At 45.7% G+C, this 18,990-nt stretch carries 17 protein-coding genes; 10 read left to right on the top strand and 7 right to left on the bottom strand.

The annotated features are described in order from the left end of the window. Nucleotides 1-475: 475 nt before the first annotated feature. Nucleotides 476-850 (bottom strand): hypothetical protein, encoded by a 375-nt coding sequence (locus IYN85_RS01400; RefSeq protein WP_196157067.1) that lies wholly within the window; start codon nucleotides 848-850, stop codon nucleotides 476-478. 284 nt (nucleotides 851-1,134) lie between these two features. Here IYN85_RS01400 and IYN85_RS01395 point away from each other — a divergent pair, with 284 nt between their 5' ends. The 4 genes from IYN85_RS01395 to minE all read left to right on the top strand — a co-directional run bounded on the left by IYN85_RS01395 (nucleotide 1,135) and on the right by minE (nucleotide 4,445). Further along, a complete protein-coding gene (locus tag IYN85_RS01395) occupies nucleotides 1,135-2,622 on the top strand; it encodes a helix-turn-helix domain-containing protein (RefSeq protein ID WP_196157066.1) in 1,488 nt (495 codons plus the stop codon). Then, a complete protein-coding gene (gene minC / locus IYN85_RS01390) occupies nucleotides 2,619-3,302 on the top strand; it encodes a septum site-determining protein MinC (protein WP_196157065.1) in 684 nt (227 codons plus the stop codon). Before IYN85_RS01395 ends, minC begins: the two co-directional genes overlap by 4 nt. A gap of 80 nt (nucleotides 3,303-3,382) precedes the next feature. Further along, nucleotides 3,383-4,192 carry a septum site-determining protein MinD gene (minD, locus tag IYN85_RS01385; protein WP_196157064.1) on the top strand — a complete coding sequence of 270 codons (810 nt, stop codon included), beginning with the start codon at nucleotides 3,383-3,385 and terminating at the stop codon, nucleotides 4,190-4,192. Between the two features lies 1 nt (nucleotide 4,193). Then, complete coding sequence (minE, locus tag IYN85_RS01380; protein WP_196157063.1) at nucleotides 4,194-4,445, top strand: cell division topological specificity factor MinE; 252 nt, start codon at nucleotides 4,194-4,196, stop codon at nucleotides 4,443-4,445. Nucleotides 4,446-4,515: 70 nt separating this feature from the next. Here the strand turns inward: minE and trxB are convergent, their stop codons facing one another. After that, the gene (gene trxB, locus IYN85_RS01375) at nucleotides 4,516-5,463 is read right to left on the bottom strand and encodes a thioredoxin-disulfide reductase (RefSeq protein WP_230390422.1); all 948 of its coding nucleotides are present in this window, start codon (nucleotides 5,461-5,463) and stop codon (nucleotides 4,516-4,518) included. Between the two features lie 129 nt (nucleotides 5,464-5,592). Beyond that, complete coding sequence (ampE, locus tag IYN85_RS01370; RefSeq protein ID WP_196157062.1) at nucleotides 5,593-6,396, bottom strand: regulatory signaling modulator protein AmpE; 804 nt, start codon at nucleotides 6,394-6,396, stop codon at nucleotides 5,593-5,595. A 271-nt stretch (nucleotides 6,397-6,667) separates the two neighbouring features. Here ampE and nadC point away from each other — a divergent pair, with 271 nt between their 5' ends. After that, entirely contained in the window at nucleotides 6,668-7,525 is an 858-nt protein-coding gene (nadC, locus tag IYN85_RS01365; protein ID WP_196157061.1) for a carboxylating nicotinate-nucleotide diphosphorylase, read from the top strand. A gap of 1,098 nt (nucleotides 7,526-8,623) precedes the next feature. Here nadC and IYN85_RS25735 read toward each other — a convergent pair. Together IYN85_RS25735 and IYN85_RS01355 are read right to left on the bottom strand one after the other, a co-directional pair. Further along, nucleotides 8,624-8,824, bottom strand: coding sequence for a hypothetical protein (locus IYN85_RS25735; RefSeq protein ID WP_230390420.1), 201 nt, complete (start codon nucleotides 8,822-8,824; stop codon nucleotides 8,624-8,626). A gap of 570 nt (nucleotides 8,825-9,394) precedes the next feature. Beyond that, nucleotides 9,395-9,955 carry a pilin gene (locus IYN85_RS01355; protein ID WP_196157060.1) on the bottom strand — a complete coding sequence of 187 codons (561 nt, stop codon included), beginning with the start codon at nucleotides 9,953-9,955 and terminating at the stop codon, nucleotides 9,395-9,397. Between the two features lie 318 nt (nucleotides 9,956-10,273). Between IYN85_RS01355 and pilB the strand changes: the two genes are divergently transcribed. Genes pilB through yacG form a run of 5 tightly spaced genes read left to right on the top strand, consistent with a single transcriptional unit; the run spans nucleotide 10,274 to nucleotide 14,882 of the window. Beyond that, nucleotides 10,274-11,965 (top strand): type IV-A pilus assembly ATPase PilB, encoded by a 1,692-nt coding sequence (gene pilB, locus IYN85_RS01350; RefSeq protein ID WP_196158449.1) that lies wholly within the window; start codon nucleotides 10,274-10,276, stop codon nucleotides 11,963-11,965. Between the two features lie 10 nt (nucleotides 11,966-11,975). Beyond that, entirely contained in the window at nucleotides 11,976-13,202 is a 1,227-nt protein-coding gene (locus tag IYN85_RS01345; RefSeq protein ID WP_196157059.1) for a type II secretion system F family protein, read from the top strand. After that, entirely contained in the window at nucleotides 13,202-14,077 is an 876-nt protein-coding gene (locus tag IYN85_RS01340; protein WP_196157058.1) for an A24 family peptidase, read from the top strand. The genes IYN85_RS01345 and IYN85_RS01340 overlap by 1 nt, the downstream gene beginning before the upstream one ends. Further along, nucleotides 14,074-14,679 (top strand): dephospho-CoA kinase, encoded by a 606-nt coding sequence (gene coaE / locus IYN85_RS01335; RefSeq protein WP_196157057.1) that lies wholly within the window; start codon nucleotides 14,074-14,076, stop codon nucleotides 14,677-14,679. The genes IYN85_RS01340 and coaE overlap by 4 nt, the downstream gene beginning before the upstream one ends. Then, nucleotides 14,676-14,882, top strand: coding sequence for a DNA gyrase inhibitor YacG (gene yacG, locus IYN85_RS01330; protein WP_196157056.1), 207 nt, complete (start codon nucleotides 14,676-14,678; stop codon nucleotides 14,880-14,882). Before coaE ends, yacG begins: the two co-directional genes overlap by 4 nt. 22 nt (nucleotides 14,883-14,904) lie before the next feature. Here yacG and argJ read toward each other — a convergent pair whose 3' ends face one another. Both argJ and secA read right to left on the bottom strand, forming a co-directional pair. Next, nucleotides 14,905-16,128 (bottom strand): bifunctional glutamate N-acetyltransferase/amino-acid acetyltransferase ArgJ, encoded by a 1,224-nt coding sequence (gene argJ / locus IYN85_RS01325; protein ID WP_196157055.1) that lies wholly within the window; start codon nucleotides 16,126-16,128, stop codon nucleotides 14,905-14,907. 13 nt (nucleotides 16,129-16,141) lie between these two features. Then, on the bottom strand, nucleotides 16,142-18,859 hold the full coding sequence (secA, locus tag IYN85_RS01320) for a preprotein translocase subunit SecA (protein WP_196157054.1): 2,718 nt from the start codon (nucleotides 18,857-18,859) through the stop codon (nucleotides 16,142-16,144). Nucleotides 18,860-18,990: the final 131 nt, after the last annotated feature.

The raw sequence follows: 18,990 nt of genomic DNA, 5'->3' as shown, positions 1-18,990 counted from the left end.
CGTGGGTTATCCTTAGCCACCTGTAGGATTCATCTTATCCCAAAGACACCGGTTCATTCACGGAAAGAGTTACAATGAGTCTACCTAGGTCTCATCCAAAAACATCAGTGAAACAAATGTCAGCAGCGTAAGCCCGAAAATCAGAACCGCTAATTGACCAATTCCCGCCAGCAATAAAACAGCAATAAGCCACACGTAACGGACTACGTGGACTCTTTTTGCATGCGCAAGTGTCTGAACCCGCCGTGTATGTTCGGTTTCAGGTAAACGCCAAAAATTGACCCAACGGAAATACAGCAGACATATCCAGAACAACATAGACGGACCTCCAAGCCATTCATAATGAAAATAGCTCATTTCAATCGATTTAGCAGATTGTTGTGTAACGGTGCGTTACTTGCGTTGCTCAGCCTACGTCTCAGGCAGCTACTTGGTTGAATCGACCTGCCTGCCTGTTTGTTTGTAGCACTCTACGTTAGTTGGCTTTCAGTTGCTTATTGGGGATAGCGCTGATCATTGACAAGCGGTGGACTTCGTCCGCGGCTTTTGCAATCCAAGTTTTTACCCGCTTGTCGTTTAGCGGTAAGGACTCCGGTAATAAAAACCATTGTTCATAAACACGACCATGCGCAACCCAGTGACGACCCTGGCACAACCCGGATAACTCAGACGCCAGTGCTGGATGAAGCGCGCGAATGCCGACCTCACCAGCCATATTCACGACCAGACATAATTGACTATTGATCCGAATAACGTGTTCACCAAAATAAACACCGATTTCCGGTTCAAGCTCTTCCGGTACATATTGCATTAAAAAATGAATACGCCGGGAACGGTTTACCTTATCCATAAAGTCTAATCCTTGAAAATACAAAACACCGACTGCCTTGCTGGTGCCCCTTGAACTAAGGGAGCTCAATGGTATCAAACCAAGACGGAATTGCCAGCAAACAAGACGATAGCCAACTTGCTGCCCGCATTTCGATGTACCGCTATAAACATAGCCTAAAAAGCGAATATTCGCTTACTTTTTAACCAAAACCGATATTTCGACAACACCTTTCCGATAAGACATTGAGTTAGGGGCTCTCAGCCTCTAAAATCCTTTTCGCTACTGGCGAATTTGAGAACACGATGGAAATAAACAGTGAAAGCCTTCGCTTCATTTTAGGCATCAAGATTAAGCAATTTCGACAAGCTGCCGGATATTCCTTAAAACAATTATCGGAAAAAACCCAACTTTCGGTGTCGTACCTCAGTGAAATTGAGAAAGGGAAGAAATACCCAAAACCAGAAAAGATCGTCCAACTGGCTTATGCACTGAACCGAACGTTTGATGAATTGGTTTCTCTACAACTGGACGATGAGTTAAATCCTTTATCCGCACTGCTTAATTCGCCCGTTCTTAAGGATTTTCCATTACAGCAGTTTGGCATTGGCCTGGGTGATGTTTTTGACCTGGTTAATGACTCACCAAGCAAAGCTGGCGCTTTTGTTAGAACACTGCTTGAAATCAGTCGCGGTTACGATATGAACGTCGAGCATTTCTTGCTCGCCTCTCTGCGTTCCTATCAGAAAATGCATCTGAATTATTTTGAGGAATTTGAAGCCGCAGCCAATGATTTCCGCAACCAAAACCGTATTCAAATCAGCAGCGGCATCAGTCAAAGCTGGCTCGAATCGATTCTTCGTGATGAGTTTCAATGCAACATTGTCTACGACGATTTCAATGACTACCCGGATTTGACGCCACTTCGATCGATTTGCCCGACGCCAAAACAGATCTGGATAAACTCCCGTCTGCTGCCTCAGCAAAAGAAATTCATCTTAGCTCGGGAATTGGGATACCGAATCCTAAAACTAAAAGAACGAGCCGTAACTTCGACTTGGATTAAAGTCGAAACATTCGATCAGATTTTCAACAACTTCAAAGCGTCTTATTTTGCCGGTGCATTGTTGATTCCGGAAAACGAAATCGCCAAAGATTTGGAGTCCTGGTTAAAGAATGACACCTTCGACGGTGATGCACTGAATAAACTTATGCATAAATACGACTCTACTCCGGAAATGTTCTTGTACCGGATGTCACAGGTGATGCCGAGCCATTTTGGTGTTGCCAAGATGCATTACATGCGCCTGAATCACAAGCTCGACCAAGACAGCTACCACATCACCAAAGAACTGAATTTAACTAACGTGTTCATACCCCGTTCTATTGGTCCAGGCGAGCATCAGTGTCGTCGTTGGGCCGCCACTGCGGGCCTGAAGCAGTTAGCGAAAGAACATCACGAACCCAACGAAGTCAAAGTATCAGCGCAGCGCAGCACCTTTGTAGAACGCGGCAAAACTTTTTTTAATATCGCCGTGGTGCGCAGCAAGTCGCTTGGCGAAAATACCAATACCGGAATGACCCTCGGATTCTTGATTGATGATACGTTTAAACAGAAATGCGCTTTCTGGAACGATCCGGATGTTCAAGAGTCTGATGTTAATGAAACCTGCGAACGGTGCCCATTCACAGATTGCGAAAGTCGGGTATCGGAACCCAGCATTTTTGCAGCGCTTGAACGGCAAAAATCACGTGAAGCCTCGCTGGATAAGTTTATGGAAACGCATAGATGAATCAGGCGATACGTCAAGAACAAGGCTTGAAACTACGTGGTCGACTGGTTGCTAGTCATCAATTGCCGGTCACAACAACAGATCCTGACACGTTTGGTCATCAGTTGTCTTTAACAATCAATAAAGCCCCGGCATTATTTAAACAAGCCCCCTGTGTGCTGGATGTGTCTGCGTTTAATGAAGCTATTGAGATTGACACACTCTCAAGACTACTCGATATTTGCCGTAAACATCAGTTAATCCCTTTCGCACTGACTGGCGAGAAGAAAATCCACTTGGACTGCGCAGCCGCCGTGAACTTAGCTTGGTTAGACCTAAAAGCCGGTCAACCCAAAAAAGAAAAACTCGCGCCCATTGAAGACACGATGGTAATCACTACCCCGGTACGTTCTGGCCAACAAATTTACGCCAAAAATGCCAACCTACTGATTATGAACCAGGTCAGTGCTGGCGCCGAAGTGGTGGCGGACGGCAACATTCATGTATTTGGCGCCCTTCGTGGAAGGGCTATTGCCGGAGCTTGTGGCCAGCCTAATGTAGAGGTCGTGTGCCAACAAATGCTTGCAGAGCTTATTGCAATTGCAGGCACCTATGTTGTGCAGGAGGACTTCCCCGCAGGTTCAGGTCCTGCTCGTTGTCGGCTCGACCAGGACTCGCTTGTCATTGATTACCTGGCGTAAGAAATTAAATGTGTATTGATCGCCTGTTTCGCATGATTTAGTCTAACCCTATTTATCTTACCTATTGAAAGGAAAACCCCTTGGCAACAATCATTGTTGTAACTTCTGGAAAAGGCGGCGTCGGTAAAACCACGACCAGCGCAGCTGTCAGCATGGGCTTGGCAATGGCGGGCCACAAAACAGTGGTGATTGATTTCGATATAGGCCTGCGCAATCTGGACATCATCATGAATTGCGAACGCCGTGTGGTCTTCGATTTTGTCAATGTCATCCAAGGTGACGCCGTATTGAATCAAGCACTGATCAAAGACAAACGTTGTGAAAACCTCTACATTTTGCCTGCATCGCAAACCCGGGATAAAGATGCCCTGACCAAAGAGGGCGTTAAAAACATCCTGGATCAACTCAGTGCTGATTTTGAATACATCATCTGCGACTCCCCTGCGGGCATTGAACATGGCGCACAAATGGCTCTTTATTTTGCTGACAGTGCTATTGTGGTCACCAACCCGGAAGTGTCATCGGTCAGAGACAGTGACCGCATTCTGGGTATTCTACAGAGCAAGAGTTACCGAGCAGAAAATAATCAGGCACCGGTTAAAGAACACCTGCTGATTACGCGATTTGACCCAGTTCGCGTTGATCGCGGAGAGATGCTCAGCATTGCCGACATTGAAGACATACTCGCGGTACCATTACTGGGTGTCATCCCGGAAAGTCAGGCTGTGTTAAACGCGTCAAACAGTGGCAACCCTGTGATCCTGGATGAAAAAAGCGACGCAGGCCAGGCGTACAAAGACACAGTGGGGCGACTTTTGGGTGAAGAGCTTCCACACAGGTTCCTGGAAGTTCAGAAAAAGGGCTTACTAAAACGCGTATTTGGAGGTTAATTTGTCTATTTTTGACATCTTCGGTAAAGACAAAGAACCAAAATCAGCCAGTATCGCCAAAGAGCGTTTAAAGGTCATCGTGGCTCATGAACGACGAGCGCGAAATGCGCCAGAATATCTGCCTGCGCTGCAACGGGACATCTTGGATGTGATTCGAAAATACGTGCAGATCGATCAGGATCAACTGCAGATTGACCTAAATGACGATGGCAATTGTTCGATTCTGGAAGTGAACGTCAACTTACCGAAGTAGCCTAAACGACCAATACCAACAAAAAAAGGGAGCACAAGGCTCCCTTTTTCAGTTTCAGTGATTCAACACATTATTGGTTATCGAGAAACTTTTCAGCATCCAACGCAGCCATACAACCTGTTCCGGCTGAGGTGATGGCCTGACGATAGTGATGGTCCATCACGTCACCCGCTGCGAAAACACCCTCAACACTGGTTGCAGTGGCGTTACCTTCCAGCCCCGACTTCACCTTGATATAACCACCTTCCATGTCCAACTGGCCTTCGAAAATGCCAGTATTAGGCGAATGCCCAATGGCGATAAAACAACCATGCAGGTCAATGTCTTTTGTTGAGTCATCTTTTGTGGAACGTATGCGCACACCGGTGACACCCATATCATCACCCAGGACCTCATCCAAAGTGGAATTCCAGTGCAACTCAACCTTGCCCTCTGCGGCTTTCGCCATTAATCGATCGGACAAGATTTTTTCAGAACGGAAGCTGTCGCGACGGTGAATCACATGGACTTTGCTGGCAATATTGGCCAGATACAGCGCTTCTTCTACCGCAGTATTACCACCCCCAACAACACAAACTTCTTTATTACGATAAAAAAAGCCATCGCAAGTGGCACAGGCAGAAACACCCTTACCTTTAAACGCTTCTTCGCTGTCTAGGCCCAAGTATCGAGCACTGGCGCCTGTAGCGATAATCAGCGCATCACAGGTATAAGTCGCCTGATCACCAATCAGCTTGAACGGTCGTTTTGATAAATCAGTAGTATGGATATGGTCGAAAATGATTTCAGTATCGAACCGCTCGGCATGCGCCTTCATCTGCTCCATCAGTTCAGGCCCTTGCAACTCCGCATGTCCGCCCGGCCAATTCTCGACTTCGGTCGTTGTCGTGAGCTGTCCGCCCATCTGCATACCGGTAATCACAACCGGCTTTAAATTGGCGCGAGCCGCGTAGATAGCCGCTGTATACCCAGCAGGACCGGAACCCAGAATAACCAGTGGCAGATGCTTTTCATTCATGATCAAGTACCTTCAAATTTTTTGTATGCATAGAATGGCGACATTGTTTCATTTATCAAGACTTTGCAAAACTATTAAAGCCATAAGAAATGCCTATAAAGGGTAAACTGCGCAGCTCAGACTGCCTTGTCAGAACCCAAATATTAACAACAGTCCCATACCAACCAGCCAGGCCAATTGTGACCGTTTAATCAATGCCAGCGTCTCTTCTAATAACTCATCTTCATTGACATCACCCAGCGCTGATTTCAGGCAGGTAATGAGTAAGGCCCGGTCATTCCGATCAAAATCTTTGGCTTGTTCCAGCCACACCTGAAAACACTGCGCGAAATTACCCATTAATGCCAGCGTAATAGCCATCAGTCGCACCGGTATCCAATACAAGGCCTGCTTAACCCGATGGCAGAATGCGTCGGCTTGGTCATTCTGAATGATGGTACTCATCAGCCAAACCAACATAACCCCTGGTGCACCGAAGGCCATAAACCAAAACACGGTGACGAAAAAACGCTCAAGATACAAATAGGCGATACCTGCTTGCACCCCTTCATCGATACCCTCATCACCCGGCTCATACATCTGCCCTTCCAAACCAAGCTCATCAACCGCCAGCTGCCAAGCCCCCTGTTCATCGCCGCTTTCCAGCTTGCGTTTGTAGTCTGCCAGACTCTCGGGCTGATCACCGGATTTGAAAGCTAACAAAAGTAATGCCAGCGACATAACCAGACTAAAAAACACATTGTCGATCCACCAAACCAGAACTAAGAGCAACAGCGCAGGCAAGAAGGCGTAAACAGTCACGAACGCTTTGGATCCCCAATTGCGCTTTGCCACAAACTGTTGCCAAGTCATTGCCCAACGGGTAACCGGTTCACCATGCCCAGACAGGCTGACGGAGACAATAAACGCGATTATTACAGCCAGAAAATTCATAACAGGTCCTTATCGGGTTAAGCTGTGTCCAGCATCTTTGCAGGTCATGCGGTACGCTTTGCTTCTAACATAACACTGTCTGACAGTATGATCGAAAAAGCAGATTTTTGCAGGTAGATCCTTCATTTCCCCGAATATTCACTATAAGCGACATTATGTCGAAGGCTTATCGCATATCCGCTGAAGTCGGGTTAAACTTGCTGCCAAAGGTGCGAAGCTCTCAGTCGCCGCAAAACACTCTATTAATCAGATACTTATCAGGTCCCTGCTCATGTTCATTGCTGACGTTCCCTATGCCAAAACCCTACGTGATCATCTTGTGCGCACGGTACGATTTGCCATAGAGGAAGATGTCGGCACAGGTGACATCACTGCTCAATTGATACCCGCCGAGCAAACGGCAAGCGCTTATGTGATCACCCGAGAACCCGGTGTGATGGCGGGTCGAGAATGGTTTGAAGAAGTGTTCCGTCAGATAGACCCAACCATAACACTGGACTGGAAAAAACAGGACGGCGATAAACTGGAAGCGAATGATCGGCTAGTGGATATCACCGGTAATACCCGGGCTATATTAACGGCCGAACGAATCGGTCTGAATTTCCTGCAAACCCTTAGCGGTACGGCCACCATTGCCAATCAATACGCGAAGGCCGTTGACGGCAAAGACATCGTGGTGCTCGATACGCGTAAGACCATCCCCTGCTTGCGCCTGGCACAAAAGTACGCCACCTATGTGGGCGGGTGCCAAAATCATCGCTTGGGCCTGTATGATATGTTCCTGATAAAGGAAAACCACATTGCTGGCTGCGGCGGTATCGCGAATGCCGTCGCCAAAGCCAAAGAGATAGCACCTGATAAAAGAATTGAAGTAGAAGTGGAGAGCCTCGATCAATTGCAAGAGGCACTGAATCTGCCCGTTGACGTCATCATGCTCGACAATTTCAACCGCCCCAGCACCACTGAAGCGATTAAACTGAGCGCCCAGCGGATTAAACTTGAATCATCCGGCAATTTAGATTTGGAGCAAATCGGCGAGCTGATCAGCGACCACCCAGATTATGTTTCGGTTGGTAAGCTAACCAAGCATGTGCAAGCTCTGGATTTGAGCCTGAGGTTAAATCAATAATTAATCTATTTTTAAACGTTCTGAACGGCTGAATCAACCTATAGCCCAAATGCAATCGGTGGCTGAAGATCTTTATTACTAGCCTTCAAAGACTCGTTCCAGTAATCAATTGCGCGTATCACATATCACACTAGACTTGCATGGACTTTAAGGATCCTTGATTCACTCCAACTTAAGAACTCAAGCATTAACAGGGCATGGTGCATCCCTTTCGCCAACAGCAGCACCAACTTAAAATGCTAAGGACATCAAGCCAAAGCTTCAACATGAAATTTATTAAGAACATGTCCAGAGACAATCTGAACTCAATTTGATGCTATGAGGCTTCAGTAGGCGTTTGACTCTATTAACGATTAATTGAAACTGAACCTAGCAATCTGAGTCAGAAATTCTCAGCCAAAACCTACTGATACTCTGGAGGATATCATCGACCTTTCTGGGCCAGAAGTAAGGCATTGGCGACTCATTATTAAGAGTCAATAATTCTCTAATGGCTTGATCCAAAGCCTCTGTAGATCGTAGCGTACCCCTCTTTATTTACTCCTCAGATAATATAGTGAACCATCTCTCAACTTGATTCAGCCAGGAAACTGAGGTCGGTGTAAAGTTAACTTAAAATCGCGAATGAACTGCAAACCATCGCATAATTTTTGAGATATATGCGTTCCGTAAATGTCAATGACAAGATGCACATCTAGGGGCTTCAGAGTATTTTTGTCTACCGTTCACAGTAACTATAAAAAAGTCTTCGCTTCGATGCCGGCGATGCACTCCCCGATGATTTTGCCTGTCGCAATAACCAGTGCGGCAAACAATACTATAGTTCCATGTCGCAAATGATCATAGGTGGCACGCTATGGAACCCCGGGCATTATCGCTAAGATGGGCTGAGACCTATCTAGAGCTTGATTTGGCTTTCTTCATCTACGCAGAGCACCTTAACGCTCATAGGCGGATTCATGCACAGACCGACAATATCTAGTCTTCTCGACAAATAGAGGACCTGTTGATAGCTTGAAGGTTTCTTGTCGATGCGGATGCAATCCAAAGGCTTTCCAAACTCGCCACACACTTTTTGAGAAACGCCAACCTCAGCGGCTATCTTTCGGGTACTTCAATGAATGGCACAATTGGTTTACTTTCCAAAGTGCGAGTAATAATGTCTTCAATCTCCCTATCATCGATGCGGCGACGAGTCCAGGCCCATGACTGGGCAATTTCATCTTCATTTAATAACAATTCAGCGAGTGGACGACCAGCCATGTTGAGCTCTATAAAGGAAAGGGCTATAGCCAACATAATACTATCTTTTATTAATGAATTTCTGATTCAGAACACTCGAAGGAAGCTCGTGAAATGCACACACAGCCATTAATGCTCAGTTTCCACATTAACAATACAACCTTGAACCAACAACCACCAAAATCAAAGTATGAACAATCAAGTTTTTGTACTAGCCTCAAAAGCAAACAAACTTTCGAGAACAATTCAATAATTTTCTTTGACAAAATTAGCCGCGAAATGCATCCATAATAATAGATCCTATGGAAAGCTTTTAGGGCTGCTGGAAAATTTACTTATTCCACATGAGAAGATATGGCTGCTCGTAATCCGATCCTGATCTTGGCTTCTAATGGATCTACCCGTCTATTTCTCGATATATGTGCGAATGCAAGAAGTAGCTAACTGATTAATCGGCAACTTCTATTTTCACCAGTATGATTTTTGTTCTTAAAGCAGGGAACGTAATTTATAGATCGCCACAAAAAAGCGATCCTTACTCAGGATCGCTTAACATCAAATCAAAGTTCAGAAAAATGGAGCTGCAATACCCAAGATACAAGCATCCTATACTTTCCGTAACTCGGCTTAGATTCCCGCTGTATCACCTAAAGTATTAGTTAATGGATGGGTACCATCTTCCAAAACACAGCCGGTAGGAATATATGAATCTTTCCAGGAACCGTTTGCAAGCGCCACATCATCAGTGATGTAACAACCCCAAAGACCAGTCTGCTCGCGCTCTAATGTTACTACCACACCGTTTACAGCTGCTGCTGCTTGGCCACCACCAGCACCTGAACTTATTGTAACTGAGATTGTACCATAACCGCCTGCCGCAAATTGGTCAGCGGCCGCGCCACCAGCGATGGTCAAACCACCTTCACCAGCAACACCTAAAGTACTATTGATCAAGTTGCTTGTGACAAAACCTAGGTCATCAGGGTCAAATGTGTTAGCGCCTAAGTTACCGCGCATTACATTTTCCTCAACTGCGGTCTTCAGTGCAGATAACTCACCTACAACTCGATTGACTTGAGTACGGGCAATATAGTCTTGATACTGCGGAATAGCGATTGCTGCGAGAATACCGATGATCGCAACGACGATCATTAATTCAATAAGTGTAAAACCTTGTTGCTTTTTCATGTTTACGACTCCAGTGGTTAACATATTGTCTGCCTCACCCAATGTGGGCACACCTAGTATTAGCAGATGCAGAGACTGTGCCAATCATCCAAAATGGCATTTCCAATACTTATCAAAGGCATACTTATCAGGAAATGAAGAATAGATGCTTATCAAAAACGATCAAAACTGACAAAAATGGTCACCACCGACCCTAAACAAAGAAACCCAAGTCTTCATTGAATTAAAAAAGAACAGTCCAACATTCCACTTAACGCACGGTTACCGTAAGCTATACTGACACAACATCTTGTCATTAAAGGATTCAGCCAAATGACCATGTCTTTAGGTGGGCTAGCGCGACGTTTAGTAAGTGAAGGCGCCATTTCCGAGGAAGAGGCTATTAATGCGAGCAAAGAAGCAGCTAAAGAAAAAAAAGGCCTTGTACCCTATTTAGTAGAGAATGACTTGGTAAATTCAGCCAAAATTGCAACAGTTGCCGCTGACGAGTTCGGCTCCCCATTGTTCGATTTAGACGCTTACGATTTTGAAGTTTACCCCCGCGAGCTGGTTGCGAACAACCTTATCGTGGCGCACCATGCTATCCCCCTCGTCAAGCGCGGTACAAGATTATTTATCGCAGTATCCGACCCAACAAACCTGGTTGCCATTGATGAAATCAAATTCCACACGGGCTTGAGTATTGAGGCAGTACTGGTAGATGAGGCAAAATTACAGACTGCTATAGAACGGGCTACTGACGATGCAAGTGATGCCTTTGATAATTTTGATGAAGAAGGGTTGGACGACCTCGACGTTGTCGACACTAAAAAGCAAGACGACGACGGCGGCGTTGGTGATGGGACAGATGACGCCCCGGTTGTGCGCTTTATCAACCAAATGCTATTAACAGCGATAAAGAAGGGGGCGTCGGATCTCCATTTTGAGCCTTATGAGAAGTCTTATCGAGTTCGCTTTCGTATTGATGGTGTGCTACAAACGGCCGCAAAGCCACCTATTGGTCTGGGTCCAAAAATGGCAGCTCGCTTAAAAGTCATGTCAAATTTAGACATTTCTGAACGTCGGGTCCCGCAGGATGGCCGGATTAAGTTAAAGATTTCTAAAACCAAAGCCATCGACTTCCGTGTCAATACATTGCCCACATTGTTTGGCGAGAAAATAGTGATGCGAATTCTGGACCCTTCATCTGCGAAGATGGGGATCGACGCGCTAGGTTATGAAGAAATACAAAAAGAACTATACCTCGATTGTCTGGAAAAACCACAAGGCATGATCTTGGTGACCGGCCCAACTGGCTCTGGGAAAACAGTATCGCTTTATACCGGTTTAAATATTTTAAACCGGGAAGGTATTAACATTTCAACTGCTGAAGACCCAGTGGAAATCAACTTGGAAGGTATTAACCAGGTCAACGTAAATAATAAGGTCGGTTTGGACTTTGCTGCTGCATTACGGTCTTTTCTTCGCCAAGACCCTGACATCATAATGGTTGGCGAAATTCGAGACTTAGAGACCGCCTCAATCGCCATCAAGGCAGCTCAAACAGGCCATATGGTGATGTCCACATTACACACCAATAGTGCTGCAGAAACTCTAACACGTATGATGAACATGGGCGTACCTTCGTTTAACCTAGCCACCACAATAAACCTCATTATTGCCCAACGGCTTGCAAGAAGGCTTTGCAGCAAGTGTAAAAAACCAGCGGACATTCCTAAAGATGTACTGGAAAAGGAGGGTTTCTCGCCTGAACTGGCTGCCAAGGCAACCATTTTTAGCCCTGTGGGTTGCGATAGCTGCAATAAAGGTTACAAAGGTCGAGTGGGTATTTATGAAGTAGTTCGCATTACCCCCCCTATATCTAAGATTATTATGGAAGAAGGTAATGCGATAGACTTAAACAAAGAATTTGAAAAGCAAGGCTTCAACAGCTTACGGAAATCAGGCTTAGTCAAAGCAGCCTCCGGCGTCACGAGTCTTGAAGAAATAAATCGAGTAACTACTGAATAAAGGCACCAATATGGCAGCTAGCACAGCAAAAGCGTCAGTATTCACCTACGAGGGGAAAGACAGATCGGGAAAAACCCGCAAAGGGGAGATTTCCGGTGCTAACCCTGCGCTGATTAAAGCGGAATTGCGCAAGCAAGGTGTAGTAAGCGTTAAAAAATTACAAAAGAAACGTGCTGACATCTCATTATTTGGCAGTGGCGGAAAAATCAAATCTGAGGATATTTCCGTATTTACCCGTCAGATGGCAACAATGATGAAAGCAGGTGTGCCCTTAATGCGTTCTTTTGAAATTGTTGCTGAAGGGTTGGAAAACAAAAAAATGGCTGAGGTTGTACTTTCGCTTAAAAATACCGTTTCCAATGGTGGTAGCTTCGGCGGCGCACTCAAAGAAAACCCAAAATACTTTGATGAGCTATACTGCTCTTTGATTGAAGCCGGCGAACAAGCTGGTGCTTTAGAAACCATGCTAGACCGAGTGGCCATATACAAAGAAAAATCCGAAAGCGTGAAGAAAAAAGTCAAGTCCGCAATGAAATACCCCATTACGGTATTGTCGGTGGCAGCAATTGTCACGGTAATCCTCCTAGTAAAGGTAGTTCCTACCTTCGCCAGTATGTTTGAAAGCTTTGGGGCCGACTTGCCCGTTCCAACTCAAGTCGTTATGAATATGTCAAACGCTTTACAAGCAAACGGAATAATATGGGGTGCTATTGCAGTGGCTATTGGCATAAGCTTTCAGCAAGCCATGCAAAGGTCAAAAGCCTTTAAACATGGATTTCAGCGGTTATCAGTTAAGTTCCCTGTGTTTGGCCCTATCCTCTACCAATCCGCCATGGCCAGATACGCCCGAACCTTATCAACGACATTTGCCGCTGGTGTTCCACTTGTTCAAGCGCTAGAGTCTGCTGCTGGGGCATCTGGAAACATTGTTTATGAGGAAGCCATTCTTAAAGTGAGAAATGAAGTGGAATCTGGTGGTGAACTAGCGGGCTCAATGAAAGCTACCGAAGTATTCCCAGCTATGCTCATTCAAATGGTTTCCATTGGCGAGCAATCGGGAGCGCTCGATGATATGCTCGGCAAGGCTGCTGAAATCTATGAAGAAGAGGTAGACGCACTTGTAGATGGGCTTACTTCTATGATGGAGCCACTTATTATGGCCATTTTAGGTGTCGTCGTTGGTGGTCTTATTGTTTCCATGTACCTTCCAATTTTCCAAATGGGTTCAGTTATTTAATGTATTTCGATTATCTAGCTCAAAACACGGTCGCTTTCGTAGCGACCGTTTTTATTTTCAGCCTCTTGGTCGGTAGCTTTCTTAATGTCGTCATTTACCGGGTACCGGTCATGATGAAACGCAGTTGGGAGCTTGAAATCGCTGAGTTTCAGGAAGATGAGAAGACTTATAAAGAACTTTCGCAAAAAGAACCATTTAACCTAATCAAACCAGACTCAACCTGCCCACATTGCGGACATAAGATACGCGCTTGGGAAAATATCCCAGTCATCAGCTGGTTGGCGTTACGCGGTAAGTGCTCTCGTTGCAAAAACAAGATATCAGTCCGCTATCCAATCATCGAATTGTCTACCGGCTTGCTGTCAGCAGCAATTGCATGGCATTTCGGCTGGGGTGTAGCGACTTTTGCGCTCATTGTCTTTATCTGGTGTCTCATATCACTCACGATGATTGATTTTGACACTCAACTGTTGCCAGACAGCATCGTTTTGCCTTTACTGTGGGCCGGCCTTCTGCTCAATTTAAATACCACATTTACTGACCTGAACATCGCTATCATTGGCGCTGTAGCTGGGTATCTGAGTTTGTGGAGTATATATTGGTTGTTTAAGCTCCTTACCGGTAAAGAAGGCATGGGTCATGGCGATTTTAAACTTTTTGCGGCTTTTGGTGCCTGGTTTGGCTGGCAAGCGTTGCCGTTGATTATCTTACTCTCCTCACTGGTAGGCGCAGTCGTTGGAATCGTATTGATCATCGCCCTTGGCAGGGATAAACAAGTTCCCATTCCCTTTGGTCCGTACTTGTGTGGCGCTGCTGTCGTCTATTTATTCTGGGGGCAGCAAATCATGAGTTGGTACTTAGGAACCATGCTGTGATTGTGGGCTTAACGGGCGGTATTGGTTGTGGCAAGTCAACAGTGGCGCGTTTTTTTGCAGAATTGGGGATAACGGTAGTCGACGCTGATCAGGTTGCCCGGGATGTCGTTTCACCTGGGACTGACGCTCTGAAATCTATTAAACAACACTTCGGAAGCCAAGTAATTAAGGAAGATCAAAGTCTGAACCGCCCCCAATTACGGCAGTTGATCTTTGACAATCATGACGACAAAACCTGGCTTGAAAACCTGTTGCACCCTATCATCCGCAAGCAAATGCTAACCGAGCTTGATGAGTCCAAATCAATCTACTCGATCCTCGAAGCCCCACTGTTGTTTGAAAATCACTTGGAGGCGTACTGCGCCAAAACTGTTCTGGTTGATGTGCCAGTCGACTTGCAGATCCAACGCGCTACACAGAGAGACAACGCAGATGCCAGTACCATTCAAACCATAGTAGACGCCCAACTACCACGATCAGCAAAACTGGAAAAAGCAGATTACGTTATCGATAATTCAGGCGACTATAACAATGCCAAGATGCAAGTCATGAGACTTGATCAAATACTCAGACTTCTGGCCGCCACGGAGGATTTCACATGACCACCTATGCTTGCCCAACCTGTAAAAAGCAAACCATTTATTCGACGGAGAACCCATACAGACCCTTTTGCAGCGAGCGCTGCAAGATGATTGATCTCGGCGAATGGGCCAGTGAAAGTCACCGAATAAGTGGTAAATCTGCAAAGGAAGAAATGTTTTCGGATGATCTTTCAGAAATTCTAAAGAATAGCGGCCTTGAATAGACCGCTATTTTCAATGATTTAATTAAGAACGGTATTCCGCATTAATGCGAACGTATTCGTGTGACAGATCAGACGTCCAAACGGACTCAGAAACCTCGCCTCGATTCAACTGGATCGTTACTTTGATTTCATCTCGCTCTACAACTGCAGCCCCTTGAACCTCTGTATAGGCCGATGCCCGCTGCCCATTTTCGACGATACAAACATCACCAAGGAAGACATGGACTTTGCTAACATCCAAAGCATCGACATCAGCTTTTCCTACCGCCATCAAAATTCGACCCCAGTTCGCATCAGAAGCGGACATAGCGGTTTTAAATAACGGACTATCGGCCACCGAGTAGGCTACATTAAGCGCTTCGGTCACGGTTGCAGCCGATTCGACCTTAACTTCGATAAACTTGGACGCCCCTTCACCATCACGAATAATCTGATGAGCCAAACTCAACATAACTTCTTTGACCGTTTTCAGCAGATATCTGAAAAGCGGGTGTTCTTCAGAATCAACAACGGGCGCATTCGAGCGTCCTGTTGCTATTAAGACACAGGAGTCGTTAGTTGACGTATCGCTATCGACAGTGATTCGATTAAATGAGGCATTAACAGCCTGTTCGGTTATCTTTTGAATTAAAGCCGCTGACACTCTCGCATCAGTCGCTACAAATGCCAACATGGTCGCCATGTTAGGCTTTATCATGCCCGACCCTTTGGCGATACCGGTTACGGTAATCGTTTCATCTGAATATTCGAACTGTTGTGACGCACCCTTGGCACGGGTGTCGGTTGTCATAATACCTTGAGCCGCATCCAGCCAATTGTCTCCAGCCAATGTAGCTAAAGCATTCGGAATACCATTAACCAGCGCGGTCATTGGCAGATATTCACCGATAACACCTGTAGAAAAAGGCAGTACCTGTTCCGGCTCAACCGACTTAATTGCCGCTAAACGATTACAAGTTTCAACTGCATCATCCAGACCCTGGCGACCCGTACCGGCGTTTGCGTTTCCAGTATTAATGATGAGAAAACGAATGGCTTCTGATGCTGCCAAATGCCGTTTGCTCACCTCAACTGGAGCGGCACAAAAGGCATTTTTCGTAAACACCGCGCCAACAGTAGAACCTGGCGAAATTTCAAAGATAACAAGATCTCTGCGCCCACTATGCTTAATGCCAGCGCAAGCGACACCAGCGGTCAGCCCTGCAATGGGAAGCAATTCATCGGTCATACCTAGTCCGACAGCCATAGCGAATATCCTCTTAATTCAACTTACCATGACACTGCTTATACTTCTTGCCCGAACCACAAGGGCAAGGTTCATTTCGACCGACCTTCTGACCTGCTCGTATCGGTGCGGCTTTGTTATCGGACGGCTCATCTGAACCTTCAGCGAGCGCCGATGCTTGAGCATGCTCGAACTTCATGCGTGCCGCAGCCGCCTCTTGTCGGCGTCTAGCTTCCTCCTGCGCTTCTTCAGGTGATCGTACTTGCACCATGGATAGATACTTAACAGTCTGATATTTCACTTCACTCAGCAGATTCTGAAACAGTTCAAAAGACTCACGCTTGTATTCCTGCTTAGGATTCTTTTGAGCATAACCACGCAAATGAATACCCTGCCGCAAGTGATCCATATTGTACAAATGCTCTTTCCAATATTGATCCAGAACCTGTAACATAACTTGCTTTTCGAACTGACGGAAATTTTCTGACCCGACAACGTTTTCCTTAGATTTATAAATATCGACCAACGTTTCTAAAATACGTTCGCGGATTGCTTCTTCATTAAGATGATCATCTTCGTCCAGCCATTGTTGCACATTTATCTGCGCACCGAACTCGACTTCGAGCTCCTTCATCAAACCGTTAATATCCCATTGTTCATGCAGGCTTTGCGGCGCAATGTGATGATCGATAACAGTATTAACAACGTCCGTTCGAATATTGTGAATAATGTCTTCAATACTCTCTGCTGCCATAAGATCATCGCGCTGACGATAGATAACCGTCCTTTGATCATTTGCAACATCATCATACTCAAGCAATTGTTTACGGATATCGAAATTTCGGTTCTCTACTTTGCGCTGCGCTTTCTCAATCGCGTTTGACACCATCTTAGCTTCGATCGGTTCACCTTCGTCCATGCCCAAACGACTAAACATATTTTTCATGCTCGGTGGCATAAAGATACGCATCAGATTGTCGTCGAGCGAAAGAAAGAAACGCGAGGAACCGGGATCACCCTGACGGCCAGCACGGCCCCTTAACTGGTTATCGATACGACGAGATTCATGTCGTTCTGTACCGATAATATGTAATCCACCAGCATCCTTGACGGCCTGTTGCCTCGCTTTTTGCGCTTCCGTTATTTCGAAAATCTGGGCATCTGTTGGATTGTCCAGTGCATTGATTTCGGATTCTAAGTTACCGCCAAGTACGATATCGGTACCACGACCAGCCATATTTGTTGCGATTGTCACTGCACCAGGCATACCAGCCTGAGCAATAATCTGGGCCTCACTCGCGTGCTGTTTCGCGTTCAAAACATTATGCTTGATCTTTGCTTTTTCCAGCGCTTTAGAGATTCGCTCTGAAGCCTCAACGGAAGCAGTCCCTACCAATACCGGCCGTTTTTCTTCAATGGTCTTTTTTATCTCATCAATGACTGCGTTGTACTTATCGTTTTCGTTCAGATAAACAAGATCATTAGCGTCTTTACGAGCAACAGGTTTGTTTGTCGGAATAACGACAACATCCAAACCGTAAATTTCATTTAACTCGAACGCTTCTGTATCTGCAGTACCTGTCATGCCAGACAGCTTAGTGTATAAACGGAAATAGTTCTGAAAAGTCGTCGACGCCAACGTCTGGTTCTCTTTCTGAACATCCAAGCCTTCTTTTGCTTCTACGGCCTGGTGCAAACCATCACTCCAACGTCGGCCCGGCATCGTTCGACCTGTATGCTCGTCAACGATAATCACCTGATTGTCCTGAATAATGTATTCGACATTTCTCTGGAACAGGTGATGAGCCCGAACGCCAGCCATAATGTGATGAAACAGTATTAAATTGCTAGGTGCATAAAGGCTTTCACCTTCTGGTAATAAACCTGCTTGATTCAACAATGTTTCGACTTTTTCATGCCCTTGTTCTGTCAGCTCGACACTCTTCTGTTTTTCATCTATTTCAAAATCGCCGGGTATCGCTTCTTGACCTTCATTGGCAGGATAGCCTCGCGTTAAACTCGGAATGAGCTTATTTATTTCGATATACCGGGCACTTGAATCTTCAGCGGCACCGGAAATAATCAGTGGGGTTCTGGCTTCATCGATTAAAATGGAGTCCACTTCATCGACAACAGCGAAACTGTGACCTCGCTGAAACTTATCTTCGAGACGAAACGCCATATTATCCCGAAGGTAGTCGAAGCCAAATTCATTGTTAGTCCCGTAAGTGATATCCGCTCGATACGCTTCGCGCTTTTCGGCTTGATCCTGCTGACTAACAACAACTCCAACTGACATACCCAATGCGTTGTATAATGGTTTCATCCAACTGGAATCGCGTCGGGCGAGGTAATCGTTAACGGTAATTACATGTACGCCTGTACCTGGAATTGCGTTTAAATAAACCGCTAGCGTCGCAACCAAGGTTTTACCTTCACCCGTCTTCATCTCGGCCACTTTACCTTGATGTAGCACCATGCCACCGATGAGCTGCACATCGAAATGTCGCAGACCCATAGAACGCTTACTGGCCTCTCTGACCAAAGCAAACGCTTCGGGCAATAGCGAGTCTAGCGATTCCCCTTGAGCATGACGTTCGCGAAATTCCTGTGTTTTAGCTTTAATACCATCATCGGTCAGCGCAACGTACTCTTCTTCCATTGCGTTGATTTTCATGACAATTTTATTAAGTTTCTTAACTTCGCGATCGTTCTTACTACCGATCACTTTTCGGGCAATTGTGGTGAACATAGCGGCTTATTCTGTAGTAATTTCAAGCATTTATAGTTGGGGGTAACTATACAGATCGCAAGGGGGGTTGTCTTTGAAATTGTCTCAAAATAAAGCGTAGATCAAGAATTTTACGCGTCTGGGGCTAACTA

The sequence above is a fragment of the Reinekea sp. G2M2-21 genome (genome assembly GCF_015687175.1).
Taxonomy (GTDB): Bacteria; Pseudomonadota; Gammaproteobacteria; order Pseudomonadales; family Natronospirillaceae; genus Reinekea.
The sequence above is the reverse complement of the archived record's forward strand: the minus strand, read 5'-3'. Positions and strand labels throughout refer to the sequence as shown.